Genomic DNA, 25800 nt, shown 5'->3' on the forward strand with positions numbered 1-25800 from the left:
TTTGGATCAACTATGCCCATAGCGTAACCAATCATTATTTTTGACATAAAAAAACCGCTCAACGTTAGAGCGGTTTTAATTGTCTGTGGCCTAAACTATACGCCATAAATTACTTAATCTTTATTTAGCGAGCTTCTGCTAGGCTTGCCAGGTAGTTATTCGTTAAATAAAAGCCGCTGAACTTGTCAATAAAGTCCGCTGGAACGGTTTTATCGGTCAACCCAGATTCAATCAGAGCCGCTTGCCACCTCTGTACTTTCGGGAAGCTTTCTAGCATATCGAAGCCTGAACGCCCTTTAATTACAAATGCTCGGTGTAACAGTGGTAACCAAGCGATGTCGACGTTAGAGATGTAGTCCCCTTTAAAGAACTCAGTATCACCCAGTTTTTTCTCTGCCTTTAGGAACGCCTTTTGTAAATTGGCTAAGCGTGTTTCAAAAGTCTCTTTGTCTTTACTCGCCATGGTGCCGCACTGTGGCATGTAATGTTTGCTCGCTTGATAAGACCAAGCACGGTCGAGTGCTTTCTGCTCGGGTGAAACCTCTTCAATAGGGGCATATTTATCGTCTAGGTATTCAACAATTGCATCAGATTCAAAAAGGACCGTGTCATTTTCTGTAATCAATACAGGAACCTGCCCGTTCGGTGAGATATCCAAAAACCACTGTGGTTTGTTATTCAGCTCAATGTACTCAATTTCAAACGGGACGTTTTTCATTACTAGTGAACCCATTACACGTTGAACAAATGGGCAGTTTTTAAAGCTAATCAATTTAATCATTTTTGGCTCCGAATCGGGTTAATAATTTCTTGTTACCCCCTAAGACGAACCCAAAATCCAAAAGACGAAGAATAATTCGTTATTTCACGAAATAATTTAATTTGTTGTTATCAAGACGTTTAAAACCAACAAAGAAATGCGAAATCTTTGCAAAGAATAGTTAATAGCTAGGGAGGCGAGACGGAGGGATACAGTACTAATTACTAATTACTAATTAACGAGCTAACAAGCTAACAAGCCGTACTTTCCCCACCAGCGTTAACTGATGAGGAGAAGTTAACGAAAGCAGAGTAAAACTAAACAACCAAAGATAGTGCAATAGATGCCATGATCACTCCTACAACAAACTCCAACATCTTCCATGATTTCGGGTTCTTAAACATTGGAGCTAAGAATCGTGCACCATAGCCAAGTAAAAAAAAGAACACGAATGAAGCCGATACTGCACCTGCACCAAACAACATTTGATTTGGTTGATATTGTGTAGAGATAGAACCAAGCAATACCACAGTATCCAGATACACATGCGGATTAAGCCAAGTAAACGCTAAACACATGGTAACTGCTTTGGTTAAAGAGTTTTTGGTTTCGACACCGGCTTCTAAGGCATGATTTTCGGTAAATGCTGAGCGAAAGCTCAAGAATGAGTAAACCCCTAAAAAGATAGCCCCACCGTAACGAGCAAACTGCTCAATTTGAGGGAACTGCTCAACGATCGCACCAAAGCCCATCACACCAAAGCTGATCAGTAATGCATCTGAAATCGCGCAGACAGCACAAATAGCAAACACATGCTGATTCTTTAAGCCCTGTTTAAGAACGAACGCATTTTGAGAACCGATCGCGAGAATAAGCGAAAGCCCGAGAGTAAAACCTGCAAAATAAGTCGGCATCAAAGGTTAGCCTCTTAACGTAACTCAATACTCATGAAATGACTGTGCGGGTCTAACACATAATTAGCAAAAGGTTCACAGTAACCAAAGCCAAATTTTTGATACAAATTACGCGCTGGCTTAAAGTAGTCTTCCGATCCCGTTTCTAGGCTAATACGTCGATATTGGCGAGCGGTTGCCGTATCCAAAACGTGCTGCAATAGCTTGCTTGCGACACCGGACTTTCTTGCAAACTGCGAGGTTCTCATTGACTTCAGTTCAGCGTGTTGTGTATCAAGCTCTTTAATGGCGACACACCCAAGCAGTTGGCTGTCTTTCCAAGCACTGAAAAAAGTAATCTCTGGCGACTTGAGCCCATCTAGATCCAGTGCATGAACGCTTTCGACTGGCGATGTCGCATACATATCAGCTAAATGCTCTTCGAGTAGCTCAATAACCTCTCCACCCGACAAATCATCAATTTTTATTTCCATAACTCTTTAATTATCCTTAATAATTTTTTTATCCGTTTTAGATACAGTAAAATTACGCTACCCTCAAAAAGTTGCGTACGGCACACTTTAATCACATAGTCTCGTGACGCTTGCCGTGTTAGGTATCTGATAGCTTTGTCGATATACAGCAGTCACAATTTATTTACGACACCACCATTTATTTAAAGCACCTGTTTTTGGTGAGAGGATATGTAGTCAGATCTATATGAGCATCCAACTAGATTTAACCACAGCCACCCCTAGGCAGAATTTCGACTCTGCACAGGGCTATATTACGCTGCAAGACCACCGTGTCATCGATGTCGACGAAAACATTGCAAAAATCTTCGGTTACAGTTGCCGTGAAGCACTTCTCAACAACGTCGATTTTGTCTACTCATTAATACCCAAAGATTATCACGGCTCTGTCCGTGAACGTTACCTTTCTGCGATTAAAGGCCAACTGGGAAAGGGAAAGCTCTATAAAGATATTCCGGTGAATAACCGCCTTCTCTCGCTGTTTAGCCTTGCTCAAGCGGTCAGAGTCAACGACCGCCCCGCTCTTCGTGTAATGATCATAGATATTACCTCAGTTGTTGCTTCAGAGCGTAAACATCAAGAAAAAGATCGTATGTACCGGACTTTACTCAATAGTTCGAAACAGGGCGTGCTCGTCCACCAAAATTTCAAGCCTCTAATGGTTAATCAAGCCTGGGTTGAAATGCAAGGTGCCAAATCGATAGAAGCAGTGCTTGCCATGGACTCAATCATTTCAATTATTCCGCCGGACAGTCGTATCAATGCCATGAGACGCAGCCAGAGTATTCTTGCCGGTGATACACCAAGCTTCAGTTCTGTGGTTGAAAACCAATGCTTTGATGGGAGTAAAAAACACTTCAACATCTACGACAACATCATTAATTGGGAAGGCGAGAAAGCGATTCAAGTGGTGATAGAAGACGTTTCCGACAAGGTGATATTAGAACAAGAGCTATTGCACCGCGCACTTCACGACGATCTAACACAAGTGTTCAGCCGCAGTGCCATTTACGATTGGTTAAAAAAGCCGTTAAAAGAACAAACTGAGATGTCTTGTTTACTGTTGGATATTGATGACTTCAAAAAGATTAATGACCAATTTGGACACAGTGTTGGTGACGAAGTGATTCGCACTCTCGCGAATACCATTAAGAAGCACGTCAAAGCCTTGAACGGCGTGGTTGGCCGCTGGGGAGGTGAAGAGTTTATCGTCTTCTTTCCAAAAAACCGAACGACTCATGGAACCATTCTCAACACGGCATACTCACAAGCAAAAATTGTTGGTCAACGTATTTGCGAAGAATTTCGAACCCATCAATTCTTGGGATTTAATCGCACCAAGTTTCAATCAAGCGTCAGTATTGGCATTACCGACAGCTGCATCGTTCGTACCAACAACTCCCTAGATACGTTGATTCGAGTTACAGACGACGCGCTCTATCGTGCTAAATCCAACGGAAAAAATAGAGTCTCAGTAAACCACGAAGGTGCATGTATAGAGTGTGGCTCGTGAAACAATTGCTAAGCATCAAGAAAAGGTCATTTAAGCCTATAAGTTGACCCAAGATTTTCTTGTTATTTTTAAGTTCTAGTTTACTATGCGCCACCCCAATTTTTTCAGCAAATGCTGCAGGCAAACATGTCCGCCAACGCACTCTATACCGACCTATCCGGTTACTATGATTTAATGTGTGTCGATATTGACTACCAAGCGCAGAGTGACTGCGTTCGTAGGTTACATCAGATTTTTGGAAATGAAGGAAAAACACACCTCGACCTTGGATGTGGCACTGGACCACACGTTCGCCATTTTATTGATTACGGCTATCAAAGTAGTGGCCTTGATCTGAATAAACCAATGCTCGACATTGCTCAAGTTCGTTGCCCTGAAGCTAACTTTTCAGTACAAAACATGAGTAACTTTGAGGTCTCAGAACCGCTCGATCTTATCACTTGTTTCTTGTATTCCATCCATTACAACGACGGTATTGAGAGACTAAAAGAGTGCATTGCAAGCGTGCACCGAGCTTTGAAACACGAAGGTGTCTTCTGCTTCAACGTGGTTGATAAAGAGAAGATAAGCAATGACTTGTTTGTTCGACATACAGCCAACAAAGAACATGATGACTTTACCTTTCGCTCAGGTTGGTATTACTCCGGCGAAGGTAGCAAGCAAACGTTAAAGCTAAGCATCGAAAAAACGACTGCCGGTGAAACTCAAGTATGGAATGACGAACACCCTATGGTGGCATTCTCGTTTAAGGAATTGATCGAGATATTGAAGCCCTACTTTGAGGTTCATATTTTTGAGCACGATTATGACAAGCTGCTGCCTTGGGATACCAAATCAGGTAATGCTTTGGTCACTTGTGTAAAAATCTAGGTAAGCTAATTCCAAACGAATTAAACCGATACAAGCACACAAAAAAGAACCCACACTCGCCGTTCTCTTTATAGAGTATCGAGCCAATGTGGGTTCTTCGTTTTTATATGTATCTTGCTACCAAATCAAACACAGATTGATTAGAAGTCCGCTGTCATACCTACGTAGTAAGTACGTGGCTCTTCAACATAACCCATACTCTCTAGCTCTTGTGATACAGCTTCATCAGTCAAGTTAGTGATACCAGCGCGCAGTCGAACAGAATCATTAACGTTGTACACCGTACCGATGTTCAGTGTTGTGTATGCGTCTTGCGTTAAGTCGCTTTCGATATTGCGCTCTCCACGGTAACGCGCACTAATAAAGGCATTCAGATCGAAAGTTGGGCTCCAGTTCAGTTTAACTAAACCTGAATGCTTGTAACGCTCAAGCAGTTCTTCACCCGTTGACTTATCTTCTGTGTCTAAGAACGTGTAGTTACCAGACACGCCCCACTCATCGGTAATCTGGAATTGACCCGTAAGTTCAGCACCTTGAACCACCGCCTCAGATACATTGGTATAAGTACGCTTCCCTTTCACATAGCCAGTAGAGCTAGAAGTGTCTGCGCACCCTTTACCCGATTCAAACACTCCGCCGTTCTCGCAGTACGTTTCATCGCGATCAATAAGATCATTGATTTCGTTGCGGAACAAGGCTCCTTCAACATTCCAACGTGGTTGGTTGTATATTGCTGCAATTTCATAGTTCAAGCTCGTTTCAGGCTGCAGGTTTTCGTTGCCATATAAGTCGCACGCTCCCTTACAGCTATTAACTGTGTAGTCGGCTTGGTTTTGAGTCAACGAAGGTGCTTTGAAAGCCTTACCCACACCACCTTTGATGATGAGGTCATTAGTCGTTTGGTGAACTAAGTACACACGCGGGCTGAATTCTTCACCGTACAATTCGTGCTTGTCTAAACGTCCACCAATGGTTGCGGTGAGTTGTTCAGTCATCAACCACTGGTCTTGAACAAACAAAGCACCTTGATACGCTTCTGATGTACCGTTGATCAAGTTTTCTTTGTTGGTTAATTCGCTCAACTGGTAGTCCATACCAAAAGTTACGGTGTGACTATCACCGAGATAAGTCGTTGCTGACGCTTCTACTATTTGAGTTAGCTCTTCTACATCGCTACTGTAATTGTTACCTAGATCAGCGGCATCGTTGTCTGTCACGTTTTCACGAGAGTAACGAACTTGTGTGTCACCCCAGTTCCAAAAACCGCTGTGTGTAATCGCTTGACTGTTACGTACAACATTACTATCCACTAGGTTCGAACCTGTAGCGTGTTCTGCTAAACCATCACGTTTATCGTCACTATAGCCAAGGTCTAAATCAATCGTCTGATTGTCTGTCATATTCCATGTCAGGTTGGCAAGCAAACTTAAAGTGTCGCGTTCCTCTAGAGCGGTAATATTTTCACGACCATTACCTGTATATGGTTGCCATGCGTCACGCGAGGTTTGATTTAAAGAAAAACGCGCAAACAACTCATCATCAATCAATGCACCGGACGTAGTAAAACCAACAGAATATTCTTCGCCACCATCTCCGTCTAATGGAGATGAAGTGTCCATGTTAATCGTTGAGCTCCAATCATTTTCTGGAGCTTTGGTGATGATGTTGATTGTGCCACCCATACCATCTGAACCGTAAAGTGCAGACATTGGGCCGCGGATGATTTCAACACGTTCGATTGACTCAGCTGGAATAGTCGAGAGATCGAAATCGTTACCACGAATGATGGCACTTGCAGAGCTTAAGCGACGGCCATTCACCATGATAAGCGTATAGTCTGAATCCATACCACGAATAGAGATCATCTGACGGCCAGCACGTGTGCTATCAAAATCAGATTCCACACTCGTTGATTCTGCAACGATGTCAGCCAAAGTGATTCCAGGGCTGTCTTCGATGTCTTGAGCGGTGATAACCGACATTGAAGCTGGCGCTTGTTTTAGAGCCATTTCAGTACGAGTTGCCGTAACAACCATTTGCTCATCTGTTGCTTGCGCTTCTTTTTGCGCTAACACGTTAGCCGATAGTGAGGTGCAAATAATAGCTACTGCGACCGAAAGAGGTTTACGAATCATAAGAGGTTTGCGAACTAAAAGAGGCTTGCGAATCAAAAGAGATTTCTCAGACATGATATTTATTCTTACATGTAATTAGCAATGATAATGGTTTGCATTAAACAGCCAGTTATCACTCCAATCAACGAAAGTTTCATGCTGAAAATTCATTATGATTATTCATTTATCAAATAATGCAGACAAAATATATTCAATTCATTAGCATTGAGCCCGTAACATTCATGTGCCAGATAACTTAGGAGTATGTCTCTTTAAACAGTTCACGAATCCAACGACACATAGGGTCATTGTGGAAACGTTTATGCCAGTAGAGATATACGTCTTCTGATGGGCTCCTGATCGCTTTGGGTACGCGTTTACAAACAAGGTTTCTCTGTTTTGCTGCTTGTTGAGCAAAAGGTGTCGGCAGGTGAAAGATGATATCGGTCGCTTCAGCCATATCTGGAGCGACGTTAAAGTTAGACAGTTGAATCGGTATCGATAGCTGACGCTGCTTATCGATCAAGCCCAAATCTTTGAAACGACTTTCAATCGAGAGCTTCTTATCCCCTTGCAGTGAGATCTGGCCGAGTTGGCTACTCAATAAATCATCAACGGTGATCTCTTTATCTGCCAGAGGGTGGTCTTTGCTCATCAATAACCGATAATCGCGACTGATTACGAACATTCGATACAAGTTTTGTTCAGAACTTAATGGTTCATGCGTCGACAATACAAAGTGCGCATCACCTGATAACAGAGGTTCAAAGTGTCGTTTAGGAATCGAGTCGATATCGACAACCATATTCGGCGCTTGCTTGCGGATTTGTGCCACGACTTTTGGTAACAAATGCGAGACTTGCGGAACCAAGCCAAAGAACCGAACGGTACTATTGCTCGTCTGCGGTTCAAATACGTCTCCATGGACCAATTTCTCAAGGCGTGTGAGCACAGAGTTGAGGTCTTGCTTAATGACTTCTGCTTTCGGGGTTAACTCATAACCATAGGCTGCGCGGACTAACAAGTCATCGTTGAATACCGTTCGTAGTTTTTGTAGTGAACGACTCACCGTCGGTTGGCTCATGTCTAGCGCCAAGGCTGTGTTTGATACGTGCTTCTCTTCAAGAAGGTGTTTAAGAATAACGAGTAGGTTAAGGTCGACCTGGGCAAGATTCATTATAAGGATATTCAAAATACTGAAGATTCAATATGCGTATAGTGCTATTTCCCCAGAATTAATACAATTGATAATCACTCTTACTTTGATGTCATACAATGTGAAGTGCCGAATTTGATGCTAACTAAGTTTTTGAAAGGCTTATTTGGGTGACTTTAGACACAAAAAAAGAAGCCAAATGGCCTCTCTTTCCCCTATTCACTCTCGCTGCTATTTTCGTTAGCGCTCAACACTTGGCGAATAATAAGCGTCCAACAGTGAAATGAAATTCCCTCTATCAAGTTCGCTAAGTTGATTAATGCCAGCCGCTGCTTTTCTTCCTCCACCAGTTACAAAGCTAGAGCAAATTTCATCTGCGCCTGTTCTATTGGATAGTGGTGCTCTTAGGCTAACAGTATAAGATTCGCCATCTTGGTTTTTCGTTAATACTGCTTGCGCTCGGTTTGGATCTTGATTCACGATCTCATTGCCAAATACACCGCTGATACGTCTTGCCCAAGTCTCGCCGGGCAGTTCAAACACACGTGCGACTTTACTTTCATAAACAGGGGCAAGGTTTGATAGTTGCTGGCGGTCATTTTGGTAAGCAGCTCGTAGTCGATAAAACACCGAGTCTGTGTCATCCAAAAGATCAAACGGGTTCGGATATTGATAAAGGGTTTGGTAGAGCTCAACTGGCGTGAAGTGCAAATCGCTCAGTGATGTACCGTAGCCGTTGTAATTAACCAAGGTGCCTAGCTCTTCTAAGAACTCAATTTGTGATTGTTCGAATCCATTTTCATCAGCTAACTGTGCGGCCACTACTTTTAAATTATCACCAAAGGCCGCCGCGATTGCCCAAGCTACGTGTGCACCATTTAGCTTCTGGTTAATCAGTAAACTCGTGCAGCTCTCTGGCGAGGTGTCTATCAGAGTGTCTAAATGCTCAGAGATTGGCACGTCCCCTGTTCGATGGTGATCGCAGTAAAACACATCGATGTTGGCATCTAACAGTGAGTGCAATGCTGGCAGGTTCTTCTCCATCGACACATCAAGAACGGTAACGGAAGAGACATCATTTGGATTGCCCGGCTCTATGATTTGACTGGCAACTTGAGAAACCAACTTAATATCACGCTTTACACCGGTAACGAGTACGCTTTTTCTCGGTTCACTTAATCGCAGTTGTAGCAACGCGATGATACCGTCTGCGTCTCCATTGAATACGTCGTAGTGCATGCTGTTCCTCTTCCGTAAGATTTAACGTTTATTTGAAACGCGCCAAAGATATGGCTCACGTCAATGCGTTCGTTCATCGTTAGTCTGTCATTATTTTAGTTTTATTCCACAGATACTTAAGTCTATTTTGTAATGCCTTATTCTTATTTCTATCGATTCAGGCACTTGCCTATTCTTCAGGCACAAAAAAGGCGCGAATAATTCACGCCTTTGTTTTCTATGAACTCACGTCTTTGGTTTATAGCTTGCTCTAGAAGTCTTATGACGTCTTAAACTGCGCTACCGCTTGATCCATATCGTTCGCTTGCTCGGCTACTTTATCGACTTCGACCAAGCAATGCTGCGCCGAAGCGTTGTTATCATTCGAGATGGTATTCAACTCAGTAATTGAGTCACTCACTTGTGTCATTACGGCACCCTGTTCTTCAATCGCTGAAGCAATACGTTCTGAGTTGCCTTGAATGCTTTCCATATCACTCAAGATCAGTTGCAAGCTTGCATCCAATTCTTCTGAATCTTTAAGTGTCAGCTGGCCTTGTTGGTTACACTCGCCAATCTCTGTCATAGAAGCATTCATTTGGCTCTGGATTGCAGTGACTACACTGGTGATTTCAGTGGTTGATTGGTGCGTTCTGCTTGCTAACGCTCGGACTTCATCCGCAACAACTGCGAAGCCACGACCTTGCTCACCAGCACGAGCGGCTTCAATGGCTGCGTTTAATGCCAATAAATTAGTCTGTTCCGCAATACCTTGGATAATGTTAACGGCACTACCAATTTGATCGACATGGTGATTCAAAGAACTAATCGAATCTTGGCTACTTGAAAGGCGTTCAGACAACTGGGTAATGTTATTGATGGTATCAACCACCACTTCACGACCTTTGTCGGCATTCACTTTCGCTTGATGAACGCCTTCAGCGGCAACCGATGTACTTTCTGATATTTCCCCAATAGTCAGTACCATCTCTTGCACTGAAGTTGTCATTGTTGAGGTGTGATTTGCTTGAACTTCAAACTGTTTGATGACCGATTCAAGCTCGTCATGCATGCTCGACGTACTTTGTGTCAACTGATGCGACTTAGATTGAGACGTTGCTATCAACCCTTCAAGCTGATCTAGCAGTTGATTGAAGTATTCGCCTAGCTTACCGAGTTCGTCTTTGCCATTCTCCGTCGCACGAATAGACACGTCGTTCGAGTCGACAATATTACGGATCACAGTAAGTAGAGATTCAATCTTACCGATGATTGAACGTACGATTAACCAGCTGAATAGAATGATCGCCACTAACAGTGTGACGCAAAGTGTGTTGTTGATCAGCGATAGTTTATCCATCTCTTGCTGTGCCTGTTGATCTAACACGGCCGAGAATTCTTTGAATTGAGTCTCGATAACGTGCGAACCTGTGCGCGCTTGCCCTAGTAACCCTTCGTTATGTTTTAACCCTATCACTCGTTTCTGATCTACGACTTGACGAGCTGCTTCTATCAAAGCAGCTGAGCCACCCGCATTAGAAGTAATAGACAGAACACTTGGGTCGAACTCACCCTTCTCGATCAGATCATTGAAGAGATACAGCTCAATTTTTTGTTCAGCACTCGCGGTGGCACTGATGTTATCGAGTACAGCATGAAATTCCCCTAACAATCCTTTGTCTCGTGCTAGTCCATACACTTGGCTGGCTTTAACAAGGTTAACAAAGCTTGTGTGGTACGTTTCGATATCTTCACGCAAATGCGTACTGTTGGCCAAACCCAGACCATTCAGCACAGCATTAAGCTCAGATTCAGACGCTAAGAATTTTTTGTAATTTACGTCGAACTTGTCGAGGTATTTCAGATCACTGCGAAGTAAGAAATCTTTCTCGTTACGACGAAGGTTGAGCAGTCGCACTTCAAGTTCTTTGGTAATTTGTTTGGCTTCGCTCATTTTAGCGGTGGTGTCCGCAAATTGAGATGTGGTAAACAACAATGAAATCATGCCGAAGATGGAGAACACCCCCAACGAATAGAGCTTTTTCTTTATATTCATATACATGGCTCGTCTTTACTAAATTAACTATAAGTATCTAATTGATCGCATCAAAGCATGGATATACGGCTAGTGCGATCGAGTTATTGTTATGATTTTTTATCAGTAATGGGGTTGAGTTTTTGCAGCGGCCCTGCCCGCCAGTAGTGACATCATCAATACATTCAAACAAAGAAGATCCAACCCATTAACGACAGATTAATCAATAACACATTTTCGCTACATGTACATTAATAGAATTATAAAACTGAGAGACAGATATTTGACGGGGTATAAATAGCTGAACGCCTTGCTATTAAGGCTTTGAATTAAAACAGTTTGGGCAATTATTGTTCTGACGGCTGTGAATGACATTTTTTTGGCTCATCAGCGGAGCAAGAACGAAGAGCAATATTGGGAGGTTTTGACTTGTTTTTGAAACGGTGAGTCCATCGATTAGTGATTGTATAGTCGAGAGAAAACGGCGAAAAAATGAACCTACTCAATTCGAGTCAGGCCCATTTTTAGATTTCTTAATCAATCGCTTTTCAGCTAATAAGCTAGGGTTCGAACTTAAGGCTGACTAAAACGCTTTTACCATCTTAGATAGGCACTTCAGTAATACCACTTTCTCATCTTCTTCGATGTCTTGCGTTAATTCATTAACTAGGTTCAAGTGAAGCTGATTGTGGTGAACATGAATCTTCTGCCCCTCATCAGTTAGAGCAACCACGATTGCACGACGATCCGTTGGGTGTTCATGGCGTTCAATCAATTCGGCTTTAACCAGCTTTTCGATTTGAACGGTCAATGTACCCGTGGTGATGCCCAGCTTTTCAGCGAGCTCTTTCATTCTTAACGCGCCATGCATACCAAGTACTTCAATAGTGTGTACTTGAGCCAGGGAGTAACCCGTCTCTTTGACAACAGACTGCTCCCACGAAGACATTTTATCGTAGAACTCAGTCAGTATTTGGTTAAGCTGTTCTATATTTCGCATGGTCGTTTGAATGCACTTCAAGAGTAAGATGATTAATCTTATCAAACTTGGAGAGCATTTGTTTATATTCAGACACGGTTTTATCACTGTTTGATTCAAGAGTAATTGCTGCTGAATAGTGATGCCCACTCACCTTCCACATATGGAAATCGGTGACCGACGCATAAGGCGTTAAGGTTTCGGTCACTGAGTCGCGATAATCTTGGTGGATATTCTCATCAAGCAGGATTGGACTGGTTTGTTTCATAAGGTTCATCGTCCACTTAGCAATCACAAATGCGCCAACCATTCCCATTGCTGCATCTAACCAGTTCCAACCGTAAAACTTACCAAACAGCAGCGCAACAATGGCCAACAGTGAAGTCAACGTATCCGCCAACACATGCATGTAGGCTGCGCGTAGGTTATGGTCATGATGGTGCTCACCATGCTTATGATTATGGTCGCTGTCGTGATCATGGCTATGTGAATGACCGTGATTCTTACTATGATTGTTACTATGATCGTGGCCATGCTCGTGTCCGTGATCATGATGGTGATCGCCGAGTAAAAACATACTCACCACATTCACAGTTAAACCAATACAGGCAACGATGATCGCTTCATTGAACTGAATCGCTTGTGGGTTAAATAAACGATGCACTGATTCCACCAGCATCAATAATGACACAATACCCAATGCAATCGCGCTGGTGTAGCCCCCTAACACGCTGACTTTGCCAGTACCAAACGAGAAACGTTCACTCTCGGCATGTTTCTTCGCATATCGGTATGCAAATAAGGTGATACCAAACGCTGCAGCATGCGTTCCCATGTGCCAACCATCGGCAAGCAATGCCATTGAACCATAAATGGTACCCGCAACGATTTCGACAACCATGGTAACGACGGTCAATAACAGGACATAGAACGTGCGTTTCTCACCTTGGCTGTTATGTGAAGAAAAGTTGTGTTGGTGACGTGTTGTAAAACTCAAAATGGCGTCCTTAGCTGATGTTTGCGGTTAGATGATCGTTGTTAATAAAAGCCCTTTGATTGACAAGTAATTTGACAATCAAATCAATTGGTTGAAATTTAGTTTGATCATCAAACTTTGTCAACGGCGAATTTGATTTTCGAAATGGGACGAAAATGAATAAGGCTCACTTAATCAAGAAATAAACTCTGGGCAGGTCTCTGATTTTGAGTAAAACACTAGCCCTAATCACGGCTCCACTATTCCTCTAAGTAACTAGAATTCATACCCAGTAGTCCTCTGAGTTAATACAAAATTGGTATTTTCTTTCTAAACAAATAGAAACTAAAGAAAGGACATTACCTTGACTAAATTAACCAAAACCGTGTTAGCAATGAGCGCACTCAGCGTTGCTCAAGGCGTCGCTGCGGCAGACCAACCGAACATTCTTGCTATCTGGGCAGATGATCTTGGTTACTACAACACTAGCGCATACAACCGTGGAATGATGGGCTACGAAACGCCGAACATCGATCGTATCGCTAATGAGGGTGCTATTTTTACGGATATGTACGCACAACAATCTTGTACGGCTGGCCGTGCTTCGTTCGTGACAGGTCAACACCCATTCCGTACCGGCCTACTTACTATCGGTATGCCAGGTTCTTCGCATGGTATTCCTGACTGGGCTCCTACCATTGGTGATGCTCTTAAAGAAGAAGGTTACGCGACGGCACAATTCGGTAAAAATCACTTAGGCGATCAAGACAAACACCTTCCTACAAACCATGGTTTTGATGAGTTCTTTGGTAACCTTTACCACTTAAACGCGGAAGAAGAGCCTGAAACCTACTTTTACCCAAAAGACCCAGAATTCAGAAAGAACTACGGGCCTCGTGGCGTTATTAAAGCAACCTCTGATGGCAAAATCGAAGATACGGGTCCACTGACTCGTGCTCGTATGGAAAACATCGATGAGGACTTTACCGAAGCGGCTATCACGTTCATGGAGAAATCTGTAAAAGAAGATAAGCCGTTCTTTATCTGGTACAACTCGACTCGTATGCACGTTTGGACTCGTCTGAACGAACATTACAGCGGCATTTCAGGTCAAGGCATCTACGCTGATGGTATGGCTCAATTAGACGACAACGTGGGCGCGTTGCTTGATACTCTTGAACGCTTAGAAGTTGCAGACAACACGATTGTCATCCTTTCTACCGATAACGGTGCAGAAAAGTTTACATGGCCTGACGGCGGTACATCTCCTTTCCACGGTGAGAAAGGCACAACTTACGAAGGCGGCATGCGTGTTCCACAAATCGTGAAATGGCCTGGTGTAATCGAACCTGGCTCTGCGGTTAATGCGCTAATGTCTCAAGAAGACTGGTTACCGACACTAGCTGCTGCTGCCGGTAATGACTCTATCGTTGAAGACCTTAAAGAAGGTGTTTCTCTAAATAATACAGATTGGCGTGTTCACTTAGATGGCTCGAACTTTATGCCATATTTTGAAGGAGAGGCTGAAAAGTCACCCCGTGAAACTATCTTCTACTTCTCTGCAAACGGTGACTTCAATGCGCTTCGTTGGAACGATTGGAAAGCAAGCTTCGCTATGATGGAAGGCACAATGCAATCGGCTATCCGTCAAGCTCCTGCTTGGGCTTCAATTACAAACCTACGTATGGACCCGTTTGAAACCGCAGCGAAAGAATCTGGCATGTACACTCGTTGGATGGTAGACAACATGTGGTTATTCGTACCAATGTCTCAAGAAGTGATTAAGTTTATGGGCTCTCTAAACGATTACCCAATGCAACAAGGCCAAGGCTTCAGTGCCGCAGACATCAATTACAACACGCTAAAAATGCAAAAGCTAATTCAGCAGATGCAAGCACAAAACGCGAAATAGCGGAGCAAGGGTTAAACAGCGAAGCAACAGCTAGATAACCCGGCTACCGACCATTAAAGATAACTGACTAATTAAAGCCCCACTGGGGCTTTTTTTGTGAGGCATCAACAATCTTTTTTCTAAACCATGAATGCGCCATATCTGCATTACGACTCTTGTGCCACACCAGATATTCAGTACCAAGATCCGATTCAAACGGTAAAGGCGACAGCTTAAAATCATCCAGCAAGCCATACCTTTCAAGTATCGATTTCTGACTAATACAAAGCCAATCCGTCCCTCTTACCATATCAAGCATTTCAAATGGGCCAGGCGCCTTTCGTGCAACCTTTCTACTTTTCGCATACTTACTGGTTTTGGTTAACGGCGATTCTTTGGTATCCCACATACTATGAAGAACATGCTTCTCTTCAAGGTATTCTTCCAACGTAATCTCGTTCCCTAATCTAGGGTGGTTTTTATCATAAGCAACCACCATAGGTTCGTTAGAGAGCTGAATACATTCCATTGCCGGATCGTTGATAGGCGTATGGACTATACACAAATCATATCGGTGTTGGCGAAGGTCTAGAACGATGTCTGCGGTATAGTAAGGGTCAATATGAAGACCTATATCTGGCGTTTCCGCATAGAGGATATCGGATACACGCTTCATCAATGAATAAGTTGCACCACTAATACAAGCGACATTAAACGACCTTTCAATTTTTGTTGGGTCGAACTTTCGCTTACTTGGAAAAGTCGATTCAAAGGCATCGTAGGCCTGTTTTATCTGAGGGTAGATGTCATAACAAAAACTGCTCGGTCTATAACCTTCCTTTGTTTTCACAAACAACGGATCATCATAGGTTTCTTTTAGTCGGTTAAGCGCCTTACTAATTGCGGGCTGAGTAACGCCAAAACGTTTCGCGGTATTCGAGATAGAGAGCTCTTCCATCATGACAACAAAATACGGGATCAGACTAAAATCAGTGTTTTTCATGTTCTATTTACCAAACTCGCGTACTAAATTAACTTTCATATCATTGAATTATACCGTATCAACCAAGCACTTCATTAGCGACCCTTTTATTTTGGGAAGTCACCTACGAATTAACATGCTAGAAACGATGATTAACAGAACACAAAAAGCCCACACTTGGCAGGCTCAGGTAACTCTAAGTCAGTGATGGCGTTTATTTGCTTTGTAGCAGAGTAATCTCATCATTCACCCAGCCTAATAACTGCTTAGTCGCTTTAGATAAGACTTGGTTCTGCCTCACGATATAGCCAAGGCTGGTGCTAGAGAAATTGGTCAATGGCGTAACCTTTGAATTCAAATGCTGCTTGGTGGATATCGCAAACTCAGGAATGATGGCGACACCAAACCCAGCTTCTGCCCAGTCGATTTGAGCATCGACACTCCCTACTTCCATGACTCTATGATTGGGTAGATTAAGGCTTGGTAAACCTTCATCAATGAAGTCACGGGTTCTCGTATCGTGGCCAAGTAGAATCAAGGTGAGTTCAGTATCTACATCGTCGCCTTTGACCTCGTTTTCTGTCTTGCTATCAGAGTCTTGGATATCAAACCCATCACCTAGCGCACACCAAGAAAGCTCCTGCAGCTTAGTGAAATACAATGACTCGTTGTGCTGTTCTTTGGCGATAACAAATCCAATATCCGCCTGAGCGTTCTTAACTAAGCTCGATGCTTGAGATGACGTGGTATTCAGCAACGTGAGATCGATACCCGGATACTGCGCTTTGAACTTTTGGAAAGGACGAATCAACAAGAACCGGGAAATGATGTCGCTGACAGCAATAGTCAAAGTACCAATTTTGAGATCGTTAATAGCGTTGAGATCGGCCTGACAAATCTGCAGTTCGAGTAACGTTCTTTGGCTTGTCTCTAATAACCTTTCACCTGCTTGAGTCAGTTGAAACGGACTTCGCTCTATCAACTTGATGCGTGTTTGTTGTTCTAGTTGTTTCAGGTGCAAACTCACATTGGGTTGCGTCATATGAAGCGCGTTGGCCGCTTTCCCGAAATGTTTATACTCCGCGAGCGTCACAAACGTCTTCAACAAATTAATATCGAGCATCATATCCCTCCCAGGTTTTTTACATGATATATGAAATCCTTATCAAGATAATAAAGATAATTAATTTCTCTTATCCACTTTGTAGGCCTAACATGATTTCTCAATCAGTCAGGAGAAAAATTATGCCATCTATTGTTGTTGTAGGCGCAAACTGGGGCGACGAAGGCAAAGGCCGTATCGTTGATTTTTTAGCAGACCAAGCTTCTGCTAGCATTCGCTTTCAAGGCGGAAACAATGCCGGCCATACCGTAGTAAACGACTTCGGTACATTCAAACTGCATCAACTGCCTAGTGGTATATTTAATCCTGATTGTACGGCTGTTCTTGGCCCTGGCATGGTGATCAGCCCTGCTGCGCTAACTGAAGAAATTGCAGAAGTACAAGCAGCTGGCATCAAAGTGAAAATGGCGATATCAGACCGTGCGACACTGTGTCTACCTTTACACGCCCTTGAAGACACGCTTGAAGAAGAACGTTTAGGCGATGGCGCTTATGGCTCAACACGTCAAGGTATTGCACCAGCGTACGGCGATCGTGTGATGAAGAAAGGCATTCTTGTCGGTTGGCTGAATCAACCTGAGATTTTAGAGCAACGCATTCAATTCTTACTTGATTGGAAGATGCCTCAACTTAAAGCTCTATACCCTCAATGTGACTTCACTCAGACTGCTTCTGAAATGACAGAATGGCTACTTGAAGTGACTAAAGCTTGGCGCCCATTCATTTGCAACGTAACTGAGCCGCTTAAAGCACTGCAATCGCAAGACGCGAACTTACTGTTCGAAGCTCAGTTAGGTGCAGGTCGCGACCTTGTTTACGGTGAATACCCTTGGACGACATCTTCAAATGTAACCGCTGCATACGCGGGTATCGGTAGTGGCTTACCTGCCCTTCGCCCCGAACGCGTTATTGCTGTGGCTAAATCGTTCAGCTCATCTGTAGGTACTGGTACGCTAGTGACTGCAATGGAAGAGCAAGACAGCTTCCGCGAAAGCTCTAACGAATACGGCGCAACAACAGGCCGCCCACGTGATATGGGTTACTTTGATGCGGTAGCAACTCGCAACGGCGTTGACCTACAAGCTGCAACGGAAATCGCACTGACTAAGATTGACTGCCTGTCTGGTTTGTCTGAACTTAAGATCTGTACCGCTTACTCTGGTGAGCACACTGAAAACCCGATTTGGCCACAAACGGCTGAACTAAAGCCTGTATATGAAGATATGGCTGGCTGGGATGAAGACATCACTGGCTGCCGCACGTTTGAGAGCCTTCCTCAAGCAGCACAAGATTACGTTACGCGTATCGAAGAGTTGATGGGTGTTCCAATTGTAATGGTATCGGTAGGCCCTGAGCGTGAGCAAATGATCATTCGAGGTTAGAGCTCTATCGAGTATTTCAGCTAAAGCGGTTGCTTTAGCTGAAATACGACAGACACAAAAAAGCCCACACTAGGTGGGCTTTTTTGCTTGTTCATAAAGAACGAATTTGGTGCCCGCTACTGGACTCGAACCAGTGACACCTTGCATGTCATGCAAGTACTCTAACCAACTGAGCTAAGCGGGCAATGCTGTGAAACTTAACTAACCGCTTTACTAAGTGGCTAACGCTTCAGAACGAGATGGATAATAGCGAGTGAATGGGTAGCGTGCAAGGATAAATTTGCACAAAACGGTTCGTTTGCTTTTAAAAACAACAATCAGAATAAATTTTAAACACAAAGCAGATCAATGGCTTGAAGTAGATCACATTTCGTCTCTAGTTCAATAGCTATATACATCTGCCTGTTTCGTGTCTTACCCCTCTAATAAAGCATTTTAACTCAAGATATTAGTTAGAATCTTCATCCACATCGAATACAACGTTGTAGTTCTCTGTATACGTACAGTTTGGTTGACGGCTACAAGTGAAGAATCGTCGGCCTTTGTAATCGCCTTGGCTGGCCAGTTTGATGATCATTGGGCTGCCACACTTCTTACAGAATCGAACTTCTTTTGATGGCTCGATTAAATCGATGTGTGCTGCCAGTAACCTCTTCAAACGGCTCACTTGGTAGCTGTGTTTAATAGATGCACCAATCAGTGGCAAGCCTGCCGATTTACACACGTGGATCAGTAGCTTTTCTCGATCGGCCTTTCCCTTGTTGAGCTCTTTGCCGTTATCAAGTTCGATGATCACGCGGGGCTCTAACGTTCGCGGGTCGCAGACGACAAAATCAAAGTAGCTACGTGAGATTTTGTTGTTGGCGATAAACCAATTCTTCTTGTTGTTCGCCTTAGCAGGAACAAGAACGTTCGACATGCTGACCTTGGCAAACACTTCGCCATGGTTGCCCACCGCGGATTTAAGTGCGTTATAAAATGTCGCCTGTTGCGCCGACATCAACGACCCTTTTTTCTGGTAAGCATGATCTTTGGTGTCGTCATGCTTCACTAGATACTTTTGGATAAAGTAAAAGAACACAACCAGAACAATTACAACGATAAAGATATTAGTCATTTTCCAACACAATCACGTCTGTATAGGGATTAAAAGAGTGGCTAGCGTATGTAGAAAAGCCTCACGTGGCAAGCAAAAGAGCAAGAGTAGCCAACCAGAATCACGACCTTTGGATGCTGTAATCAACAAGTGGTCGCTCATACGCTAGACACACCTCTCCTATTTGATAATCAAATCATCAATTACACTCTAGATTGATTCAGATCAATTTACCTAAATTTGTGATCAACTAGTCTGAAAAACGTTAGGCAAATGTTAATAAGGAAATTGATATGGAACTCAAACAAGACCCAAGATGTTATACGGACGTATGTGTAGACGGTAAATGGTTCCACTATGACCACTGCGGAACTCGAGCTTATATGTTAAAAGGTGGTGCTTCCGCGGTGATTGAACTGGCAAGAGAACCGGCTACAGAGGGCGAACTGGTTGAAATGCTTCAGGGTGCCGCTAAATAACTCATATAAAAAATGTTGATATAGATAAACTCGACATATCGCTAAGTAAACTCTACTTCTCACTCAAATTTTGATATTAGCGATCTCAGAGTGTTCCAGAAGCCATTCTTATCTCACGAAGATCAGAATGGCTTTTTATTTCCAGATTAGCGATTAACTTTCAGCGATGATGACTTGATTCCTACCCGACTCTTTCGCTTGATATAATGCATCATCCGCGGCTTTGAGGTACTTCTTGTAAGTATCTTGATTGAGTTGCTCATGAGCAATACCAATCGACGCCCCTATCGATGTGGTGAGGTCTAAAGCGCCGGAGTGCGTATCAATGGGTGTTTCGGAAATAGCTAAACGGATAACGTTCAACTGTTGCTCAGGATCAATGGAACCGGACAGCAGCATAACAAACTCTTCACCACCCCAACGAGCCACTACATCATTTGGGAATAAGTGCTGCTTTACTCGCGTTGCGACTTCCACTAAAACCTCATCACCAATATCATGCCCAAAGGTGTCATTAACGCGCTTAAAGTGGTCAAGATCTAGAATGACGAGACTGATCCCAAACCGTGAAGTACTAAATGGCATTGGCTGAGTTAACAACTGCTCTAGATAGCGTCGGTTGTACAAACCCGTTAGCGCACACGTTGTAGATTGAGTGACCAGCGCTTTATTTTTACTTTGAATGCTACGAAGCCGAATCGCCAGTAATACAGCACTAATGCTGACCATTATGATCAATGCCACCACGATTCTGTTTCTCAGTTGTTCCTTTTGAAGCAGCAACTCGTTGAGGTCTTTTTCTGTATTGAGTAATTCGTTTTCGTTAGCAAGTGTCTGTTTTGCATAGTCTTGTTCTAGCAAGAAAATATCACTCTGCCTTTTATCAAACAATAACGCTTTGTTGCCATGATAGTATTGTTTGTAGTAACTCAGTGCAGTATCAAGGTCACCCTGAGATTCGTAATATTCAGCCAGTGTTTTTAAGCCTAGTACCTTCCAACTTCTGCTCCCAACCACTTCAAAGATTGCAAGTGCTCGTTCAAGATCATTCAATATGGCGTCATCTTGATCCAGTCCAATGTTAGCTAATGCTCGGTTTAGGTAACACTGCCCGTTTTGAAGCGTGTATTTCTTAATATTCGGCGCTTGAAGGCATTGATTAGCCACTTGTAATGCTTTGCTGAAATTGCCCTCTGATAGCAGTACATCACTGTAGGTTCTCAGTAATAAGATTTTGTATCGAGCACTGACTCTTTTGCTATCGAGTGCTTTTGCCTTCTCATAAGCAATTCGGCCATTAGTCACGTCACCACTGCTCAAATGCAGAAATGACTCGTTAATGTAAAGAATGCCAATCGCGTCATCTTCAAGTAAGCCACTTTTAAAGTAGAGTTTTTTTGCTTTCTCAATAATACGCAGGGCTTTAGGCCAATCCTCTAAATAGATATAGAGCAACGCCATGTTCGACATCAGCTTGCTGTTATAAATGTGCGTTGGATAGTGCTTGCCAAGTTGCAGCCCTTTATAGAAAAAGTACTGAGCGTCTTGCAAGTCGTTCCGCACGTTATTGATCGCTCCCGCGGTGTTATACGCTTTAACCAATAGCTTGTCGTAACGAATAGATTCAGCAATGCCTATCGCGGACCGAATTTCAATTTCAGCAATTGCGAGTTCGCCTTCCTTTAGGTATTCAATCGCAGATTCGACCAATGATTCTGACTTCAACCACAACATACCTTCATGCTCAGACAACGCTTTTATTTGTTCTACGTAGGCCATCACGGCATCGGCATCTCGTTGATGTTGAGCGACATTCGACAAAATCATAAGTCGATAAGCTTGGTATATTGCTTTGTCATTAACGCCAGTGGGCGGCCGTAGTAGAACAAGCTGATGTTTTGCAACTGAGGGGTCACTGCGAGATAAACCGAGAATATGAATTAACTTTTTTCCATATTCAGTTTGAGAGAGTTCTTTTTCTGGGGTGTAGACAGAAATGTTGTCGGCTTGAGGAGGGCTCAAGTCCACATCATTGAGCGGATACAGTAAATAAAGCCCGAGTACGGCACTCATTGTTACAACGAGTAGAAACGAACCTAAAACGTTGTTTTTATTCATGTATTAAGACCGTTACAAATTGAATGACCATATCACTGCTGTTTATCTATATTAGAAACTTATTATACCCGAGCCCTACACAGATTAAAATGTTGTCATCTCGACGAACTGAACAAGGTTATTCTCACTAATTAGAACAATCAGGCAACTTTCTTGATTTAACTCAGATAATCATCTACCTCATTGGCGTTATAGTAATTTTCCTGTTCCTACCTCCGCGGCTTCTTTAGAACAAGCGGAAGCATAATGAGAATTAACAATGACCCAAATTAATGAACAACGTCTTGTAGAACATTTCTGCAATCTAGTGAAAATTGATAGTGAATCTCGTAATGAAAAAGCGATTGCTGAAGCGTTGGCTGAACAACTTGGTGAACTAGGCTTTGAAGTTCACAAACTGGCTGTCCCTACAGAAGTGTCTAACGGTTTCAACATCTACGCTCGTCTAGATGGCACTCTTCCAGGCAGCACAGTATTCAGTTGCCACATGGACACAGTAACGCCAGGTATCGGCATTGAGCCAATCATTGAAGACGGCATCATCCGTTCAAAAGGTAACACAATTCTCGGTGGCGATGACAAGTCTGGTATCGCAGCTATTATGGAAGCGGTTCGTTGCATCAAAGCTGAAGGCCAAGCGCACAAAACTATCGAGATTGCGTTCACTGTATTCGAAGAAGGCGGCTTGTTCGGCTCTTTGAACTTCGATATGTCTTACATTCAATCTGAGCACGCTATCGTACTGGATACAGGCGGCCCAATTGGCACCATCGTAAACGCAGCTCCGGGTCAGCAGAAGATTGTTGCTAAAATCAAAGGTCGCCCTGCTCACGCTGGTTTAGCACCAGAAGAAGGCATCAGCGCAATTCAAGTTGCTGCAGACGCTATCACTAAGATGAACCTACTTCGCATCGATGAAGAAACGACAGCAAACGTTGGTATTGTTGAGGGTGGTCAAGCGACTAACATCGTAATGCCAGAGCTTAAAGTCGTGGCTGAAGCACGTTCTCTAAACGGCGAAAAGCTAACGGCTCAAGTTGAGCACATGATCTCTACATTCCAAGAAAGTGCTAAGCAGTTCGGCGCTGAAGTAGAAATCGAATCAACGCGCGCTTACGATGCATTCGTTATTGCAGACGATCACCCGCACATTCTTTCTATCAAATCAGCGTTTGAGAAGCTTGGCGTAACCGCAAACACTAAACGCACTGGCGGCGGTAGCGATGCGAACAACTTCAACGCGAAAGGTCTAACAACGGTTAACCTTTCTACTGGTATGGCGAAAGTTCACACCACAGAAGAGTACATTGCAGTGAAAGATATGGTCGCTATCACTGAGTTTGTTGTGGCTTACGTAACTCAATAATCTTACTGGTTAACTAGACAACCTTACTCGTTAATGAAATAGAAAATGCCATCTAGTTAATGTCAAAAAGCCGAGTTCACGAATGATCCGTGACTCGGCTTTTTTGTAGTCTGAGTTTAGCTAGAAGATTAAGCTTAAAACCCCCTACGCTTCCAGAATTGGCCTTCGTCTTTTGCAACAAGGTCGAATGTCTTATCGGCAATGATGTTGCCTTTTAACTCCACGGTCATGCGCCACTTGCCTAACTTGTTCGAGACTGGCGCCCAGATGGTGTCACCTAAGTAGAAATCCCAGTCGTTGTTACCGACATGCTCTTCACCATCGAACGGTTCGAGCACTTCGCCCTTGTCTGTAGTGATATCCGGGTGATAGATGCAGTAGCGGATCTTTTCACCTTTGGCTTTCTTGATATTCAAGATATAGCCAAATTCCACATCGATTTCGGCATCAACGGTAGTGGTGAACTCTTGGATTTTTGGTAGATCTTTAGATTTGGAATCCCACGTGGAATAGATACCATAAGAAGTCATGTCGACCACAACAGAGCGCTTTGCCATTTCAATCGTTACCTTGGAGTTGTTCTATTAATTTAATTCTATTTGCCATTCAGCCAAGCTGGATAAGCACGAGGCTATTCTTGCCAATCTTTCGCCATGCGCTTAATCACAGACGGTTCGATGTCGTGAATGCTACCAAATTGCTCTCGGCACACTTCGATAATCAATTCTGCTTTATATTTGCGTGCAAGTTGACGGTAAGCCTTCATTTCCCAATGCTTAATAAAGGTATTCGAAACAACAACATCCAACCCTTGCTTCAAGCCATTTTCAGCCGTGTTCTGACACCACTCATGCGCTTGCTGTAGCTGCCTTGGATCAAAATAGTAGTCACCTTGCTCATTCACGTAATACATATCGGCTTCAACATGCAATGCATCGTAGGCTTTTGCTTTTGTTGACTTGCCAGAACCGGGCAACCCTCGAATGAGTATTAACTTCATCTGTCACTTTACAGGCTAATTCGAAAACATGAGTTTATCGTAAATGCTAACCGCTTGCTCTGATAACTGCCTAGTTCTACATAACAGAACCAAGCACTTATGCCTTACTCGGGTAGTCGTTAAACATTATAAGACGCCCTCGACGTCGGAAGGTGGCTTCTGATAGAAAACACAAATAATTTACATCTATCCATTTTGGATATCGACAAGCGTATCAAACTACTATAGATTTAGATGTATAGACGTCTACATATCTAGCTTAGGGAGAAAGCTTTGCCTATTCGCATTCCAGACCAATTGCCAGCATCTGATGTTCTTCGTGAAGAAAACATCTTCGTGATGCCGTTATCAAGAGCATCGACACAGGAAATTCGTCCACTTCGAGTCTTGATCCTCAACCTGATGCCGAAGAAGATTGAAACTGAAACTCAATTCTTACGCCTACTATCGAACAGTCCATTGCAAGTGGATGTAGAGCTGCTGCGCATTGATGACCGACCAAGCAAAAACACACCGACTGAACACCTTGATAACTTCTACCGCCAATTTGAAATGGTCAAAGGGAGAAACTTTGATGGATTGATCATTACTGGTGCACCGCTTGGCTTGGTTCAATTTGAAGATGTGATCTACTGGGACCACCTAAAAACCATCATGGAATGGGCAAACAAGCACGTGACCTCAACCTTGTATGTGTGTTGGGCGGCTCAGGCGGGTTTGAAATTACTGTATGATTTGCCAAAGCGCACTCGCAAAGAGAAGCTTTCTGGTGTTTATAATCACGAGATTCATCACCCTTACCACCCGCTTCTGCGTGGTTTTGACGATACCTTTTTAGCACCGCACTCTCGCTACGCAGATTTCTCTCAGGAATACTTAGCCGAGCATACCGACCTTGATGTTCTTGCGACTTCTGATGTGGCTGGCGTATATCTGGCGGCGACCAAAGATAAGCGAAACGTGTTTGTAACGGGTCACCCTGAATACGATGCGCATACATTACACGGTGAGTACGTTCGTGATTTAGGCGAAGGCATGGAACCCGTGATTCCAATCAACTACTACCCGAACAACAATCCAGATAATAAGCCTGTCGCAAGCTGGCGTAGTCATGGGCACTTGTTATTCTCAAACTGGTTGAACTACTGCGTTTACCAACAAACGCCTTACGATTTGGATCACTTCAGCGAAGACAACTTTACCAAAGACGATTAAGTTCTTTCTTCCGATTCACAAACACATAAAGCCGTGTTCAGTAGGTTGTTGATAAAACGCCAAATTGGACGCGGTTTTTTTATGGTGTTTGAGTCGCATTC

The 25800-nt window shown here is 43.3% G+C and carries 22 protein-coding genes and 1 tRNA gene; 7 read left to right on the plus strand and 16 right to left on the minus strand.

Annotated elements, in window-relative coordinates:
• Positions 1 to 124: 124 nt before the first annotated feature.
• The 3 genes from ACED53_RS02775 to ACED53_RS02785 all read right to left on the minus strand — a co-directional run bounded on the left by ACED53_RS02775 (position 125) and on the right by ACED53_RS02785 (position 2147).
• The gene (locus tag ACED53_RS02775; RefSeq protein WP_017099860.1) at positions 125 to 781 is read right to left on the minus strand and encodes a glutathione S-transferase family protein; all 657 of its coding nucleotides are present in this window, start codon (positions 779 to 781) and stop codon (positions 125 to 127) included.
• Positions 782 to 1077: 296 nt separating this feature from the next.
• Positions 1078 to 1674: a LysE/ArgO family amino acid transporter gene (locus ACED53_RS02780; protein WP_102579979.1), complete on the minus strand. Its 597-nt coding sequence runs from the start codon at positions 1672 to 1674 to the stop codon at positions 1078 to 1080.
• A 14-nt stretch (positions 1675 to 1688) separates the two neighbouring features.
• Positions 1689 to 2147 carry a GNAT family N-acetyltransferase gene (locus tag ACED53_RS02785; RefSeq protein ID WP_012604063.1) on the minus strand — a complete coding sequence of 153 codons (459 nt, stop codon included), beginning with the start codon at positions 2145 to 2147 and terminating at the stop codon, positions 1689 to 1691.
• A 226-nt stretch (positions 2148 to 2373) separates the two neighbouring features.
• Here ACED53_RS02785 and ACED53_RS02790 point away from each other — a divergent pair, with 226 nt between their 5' ends.
• Both ACED53_RS02790 and ACED53_RS02795 read left to right on the plus strand, forming a co-directional pair.
• Complete coding sequence (locus ACED53_RS02790) at positions 2374 to 3699, plus strand: sensor domain-containing diguanylate cyclase (RefSeq protein ID WP_017099858.1); 1326 nt, start codon at positions 2374 to 2376, stop codon at positions 3697 to 3699.
• Between the two features lie 126 nt (positions 3700 to 3825).
• Complete coding sequence (locus ACED53_RS02795; protein WP_017099857.1) at positions 3826 to 4569, plus strand: class I SAM-dependent methyltransferase; 744 nt, start codon at positions 3826 to 3828, stop codon at positions 4567 to 4569.
• Between the two features lie 140 nt (positions 4570 to 4709).
• On the opposite strand, the gene ACED53_RS02800 is transcribed toward ACED53_RS02795, so the two are convergent.
• From ACED53_RS02800 to dmeF, 6 genes are all read right to left on the minus strand, one after another.
• Positions 4710 to 6758 (minus strand): TonB-dependent receptor domain-containing protein, encoded by a 2049-nt coding sequence (locus tag ACED53_RS02800; protein ID WP_017099856.1) that lies wholly within the window; start codon positions 6756 to 6758, stop codon positions 4710 to 4712.
• A gap of 181 nt (positions 6759 to 6939) precedes the next feature.
• Positions 6940 to 7860, minus strand: a complete 921-nt coding sequence (locus tag ACED53_RS02805) for a LysR family transcriptional regulator (protein WP_009846869.1) — start codon at positions 7858 to 7860, stop codon at positions 6940 to 6942.
• 219 nt (positions 7861 to 8079) lie between these two features.
• Positions 8080 to 9078, minus strand: a complete 999-nt coding sequence (locus ACED53_RS02810; protein WP_017099855.1) for a hypothetical protein — start codon at positions 9076 to 9078, stop codon at positions 8080 to 8082.
• Positions 9079 to 9337: 259 nt separating this feature from the next.
• Positions 9338 to 11062 carry a methyl-accepting chemotaxis protein gene (locus ACED53_RS02815; RefSeq protein ID WP_102579985.1) on the minus strand — a complete coding sequence of 575 codons (1725 nt, stop codon included), beginning with the start codon at positions 11060 to 11062 and terminating at the stop codon, positions 9338 to 9340.
• A 613-nt stretch (positions 11063 to 11675) separates the two neighbouring features.
• Complete coding sequence (locus ACED53_RS02820) at positions 11676 to 12092, minus strand: MarR family winged helix-turn-helix transcriptional regulator (RefSeq protein ID WP_017099853.1); 417 nt, start codon at positions 12090 to 12092, stop codon at positions 11676 to 11678.
• A complete protein-coding gene (gene dmeF, locus ACED53_RS02825; protein ID WP_017099852.1) occupies positions 12070 to 13068 on the minus strand; it encodes a CDF family Co(II)/Ni(II) efflux transporter DmeF in 999 nt (332 codons plus the stop codon). Before dmeF ends, ACED53_RS02820 begins: the two co-directional genes overlap by 23 nt.
• Positions 13069 to 13441: 373 nt before the next feature.
• On the opposite strand from dmeF, the gene ACED53_RS02830 reads away from it, so the two are divergent.
• Positions 13442 to 14959 (plus strand): arylsulfatase, encoded by a 1518-nt coding sequence (locus tag ACED53_RS02830; RefSeq protein ID WP_032499010.1) that lies wholly within the window; start codon positions 13442 to 13444, stop codon positions 14957 to 14959.
• Positions 14960 to 15026: 67 nt separating this feature from the next.
• Here ACED53_RS02830 and ACED53_RS02835 read toward each other — a convergent pair whose 3' ends face one another.
• The gene (locus tag ACED53_RS02835) at positions 15027 to 15941 is read right to left on the minus strand and encodes a LysR family transcriptional regulator (protein ID WP_009846875.1); all 915 of its coding nucleotides are present in this window, start codon (positions 15939 to 15941) and stop codon (positions 15027 to 15029) included.
• Between the two features lie 193 nt (positions 15942 to 16134).
• On the minus strand, positions 16135 to 17046 hold the full coding sequence (locus tag ACED53_RS02840) for a LysR family transcriptional regulator (RefSeq protein WP_017099850.1): 912 nt from the start codon (positions 17044 to 17046) through the stop codon (positions 16135 to 16137).
• Between the two features lie 119 nt (positions 17047 to 17165).
• On the opposite strand from ACED53_RS02840, the gene ACED53_RS02845 reads away from it, so the two are divergent.
• Positions 17166 to 18425 (plus strand): adenylosuccinate synthase, encoded by a 1260-nt coding sequence (locus ACED53_RS02845; RefSeq protein ID WP_017099849.1) that lies wholly within the window; start codon positions 17166 to 17168, stop codon positions 18423 to 18425.
• Between the two features lie 107 nt (positions 18426 to 18532).
• Here the strand turns inward: ACED53_RS02845 and ACED53_RS02850 are convergent.
• Together ACED53_RS02850 and ACED53_RS02855 are read right to left on the minus strand one after the other, a co-directional pair.
• Positions 18533 to 18609: transfer RNA gene (locus ACED53_RS02850), tRNA-Val, on the minus strand.
• Between the two features lie 264 nt (positions 18610 to 18873).
• Positions 18874 to 19542 carry a DUF2726 domain-containing protein gene (locus tag ACED53_RS02855; RefSeq protein WP_004734944.1) on the minus strand — a complete coding sequence of 223 codons (669 nt, stop codon included), beginning with the start codon at positions 19540 to 19542 and terminating at the stop codon, positions 18874 to 18876.
• A gap of 272 nt (positions 19543 to 19814) precedes the next feature.
• Here ACED53_RS02855 and ACED53_RS02860 point away from each other — a divergent pair, with 272 nt between their 5' ends.
• The gene (locus ACED53_RS02860) at positions 19815 to 20000 is read left to right on the plus strand and encodes a hypothetical protein (RefSeq protein ID WP_004734943.1); all 186 of its coding nucleotides are present in this window, start codon (positions 19815 to 19817) and stop codon (positions 19998 to 20000) included.
• A gap of 153 nt (positions 20001 to 20153) precedes the next feature.
• Here ACED53_RS02860 and ACED53_RS02865 read toward each other — a convergent pair whose 3' ends face one another.
• The gene (locus ACED53_RS02865; RefSeq protein ID WP_017100324.1) at positions 20154 to 22118 is read right to left on the minus strand and encodes a GGDEF domain-containing protein; all 1965 of its coding nucleotides are present in this window, start codon (positions 22116 to 22118) and stop codon (positions 20154 to 20156) included.
• Positions 22119 to 22377: 259 nt separating this feature from the next.
• Between ACED53_RS02865 and ACED53_RS02870 the strand changes: the two genes are divergently transcribed.
• The gene (locus ACED53_RS02870; protein WP_017083494.1) at positions 22378 to 23484 is read left to right on the plus strand and encodes a M20/M25/M40 family metallo-hydrolase; all 1107 of its coding nucleotides are present in this window, start codon (positions 22378 to 22380) and stop codon (positions 23482 to 23484) included.
• Between the two features lie 134 nt (positions 23485 to 23618).
• On the opposite strand, the gene ACED53_RS02875 is transcribed toward ACED53_RS02870, so the two are convergent.
• The gene (locus tag ACED53_RS02875) at positions 23619 to 24041 is read right to left on the minus strand and encodes a DUF3859 domain-containing protein (RefSeq protein ID WP_009846913.1); all 423 of its coding nucleotides are present in this window, start codon (positions 24039 to 24041) and stop codon (positions 23619 to 23621) included.
• Positions 24042 to 24115: 74 nt separating this feature from the next.
• Positions 24116 to 24484 carry an ATP-binding protein gene (locus ACED53_RS02880; protein ID WP_017100325.1) on the minus strand — a complete coding sequence of 123 codons (369 nt, stop codon included), beginning with the start codon at positions 24482 to 24484 and terminating at the stop codon, positions 24116 to 24118.
• 273 nt (positions 24485 to 24757) lie between these two features.
• Here ACED53_RS02880 and metA point away from each other — a divergent pair, with 273 nt between their 5' ends.
• On the plus strand, positions 24758 to 25699 hold the full coding sequence (gene metA / locus ACED53_RS02885) for a homoserine O-succinyltransferase (RefSeq protein ID WP_004734938.1): 942 nt from the start codon (positions 24758 to 24760) through the stop codon (positions 25697 to 25699).
• The last annotated feature ends 101 nt before the right edge of the window (positions 25700 to 25800 follow it).

The sequence above is a fragment of the Vibrio sp. 1F169 genome (genome assembly GCF_041439605.1).
GTDB lineage: Bacteria > Pseudomonadota > Gammaproteobacteria > Enterobacterales > Vibrionaceae > Vibrio > Vibrio tasmaniensis_A.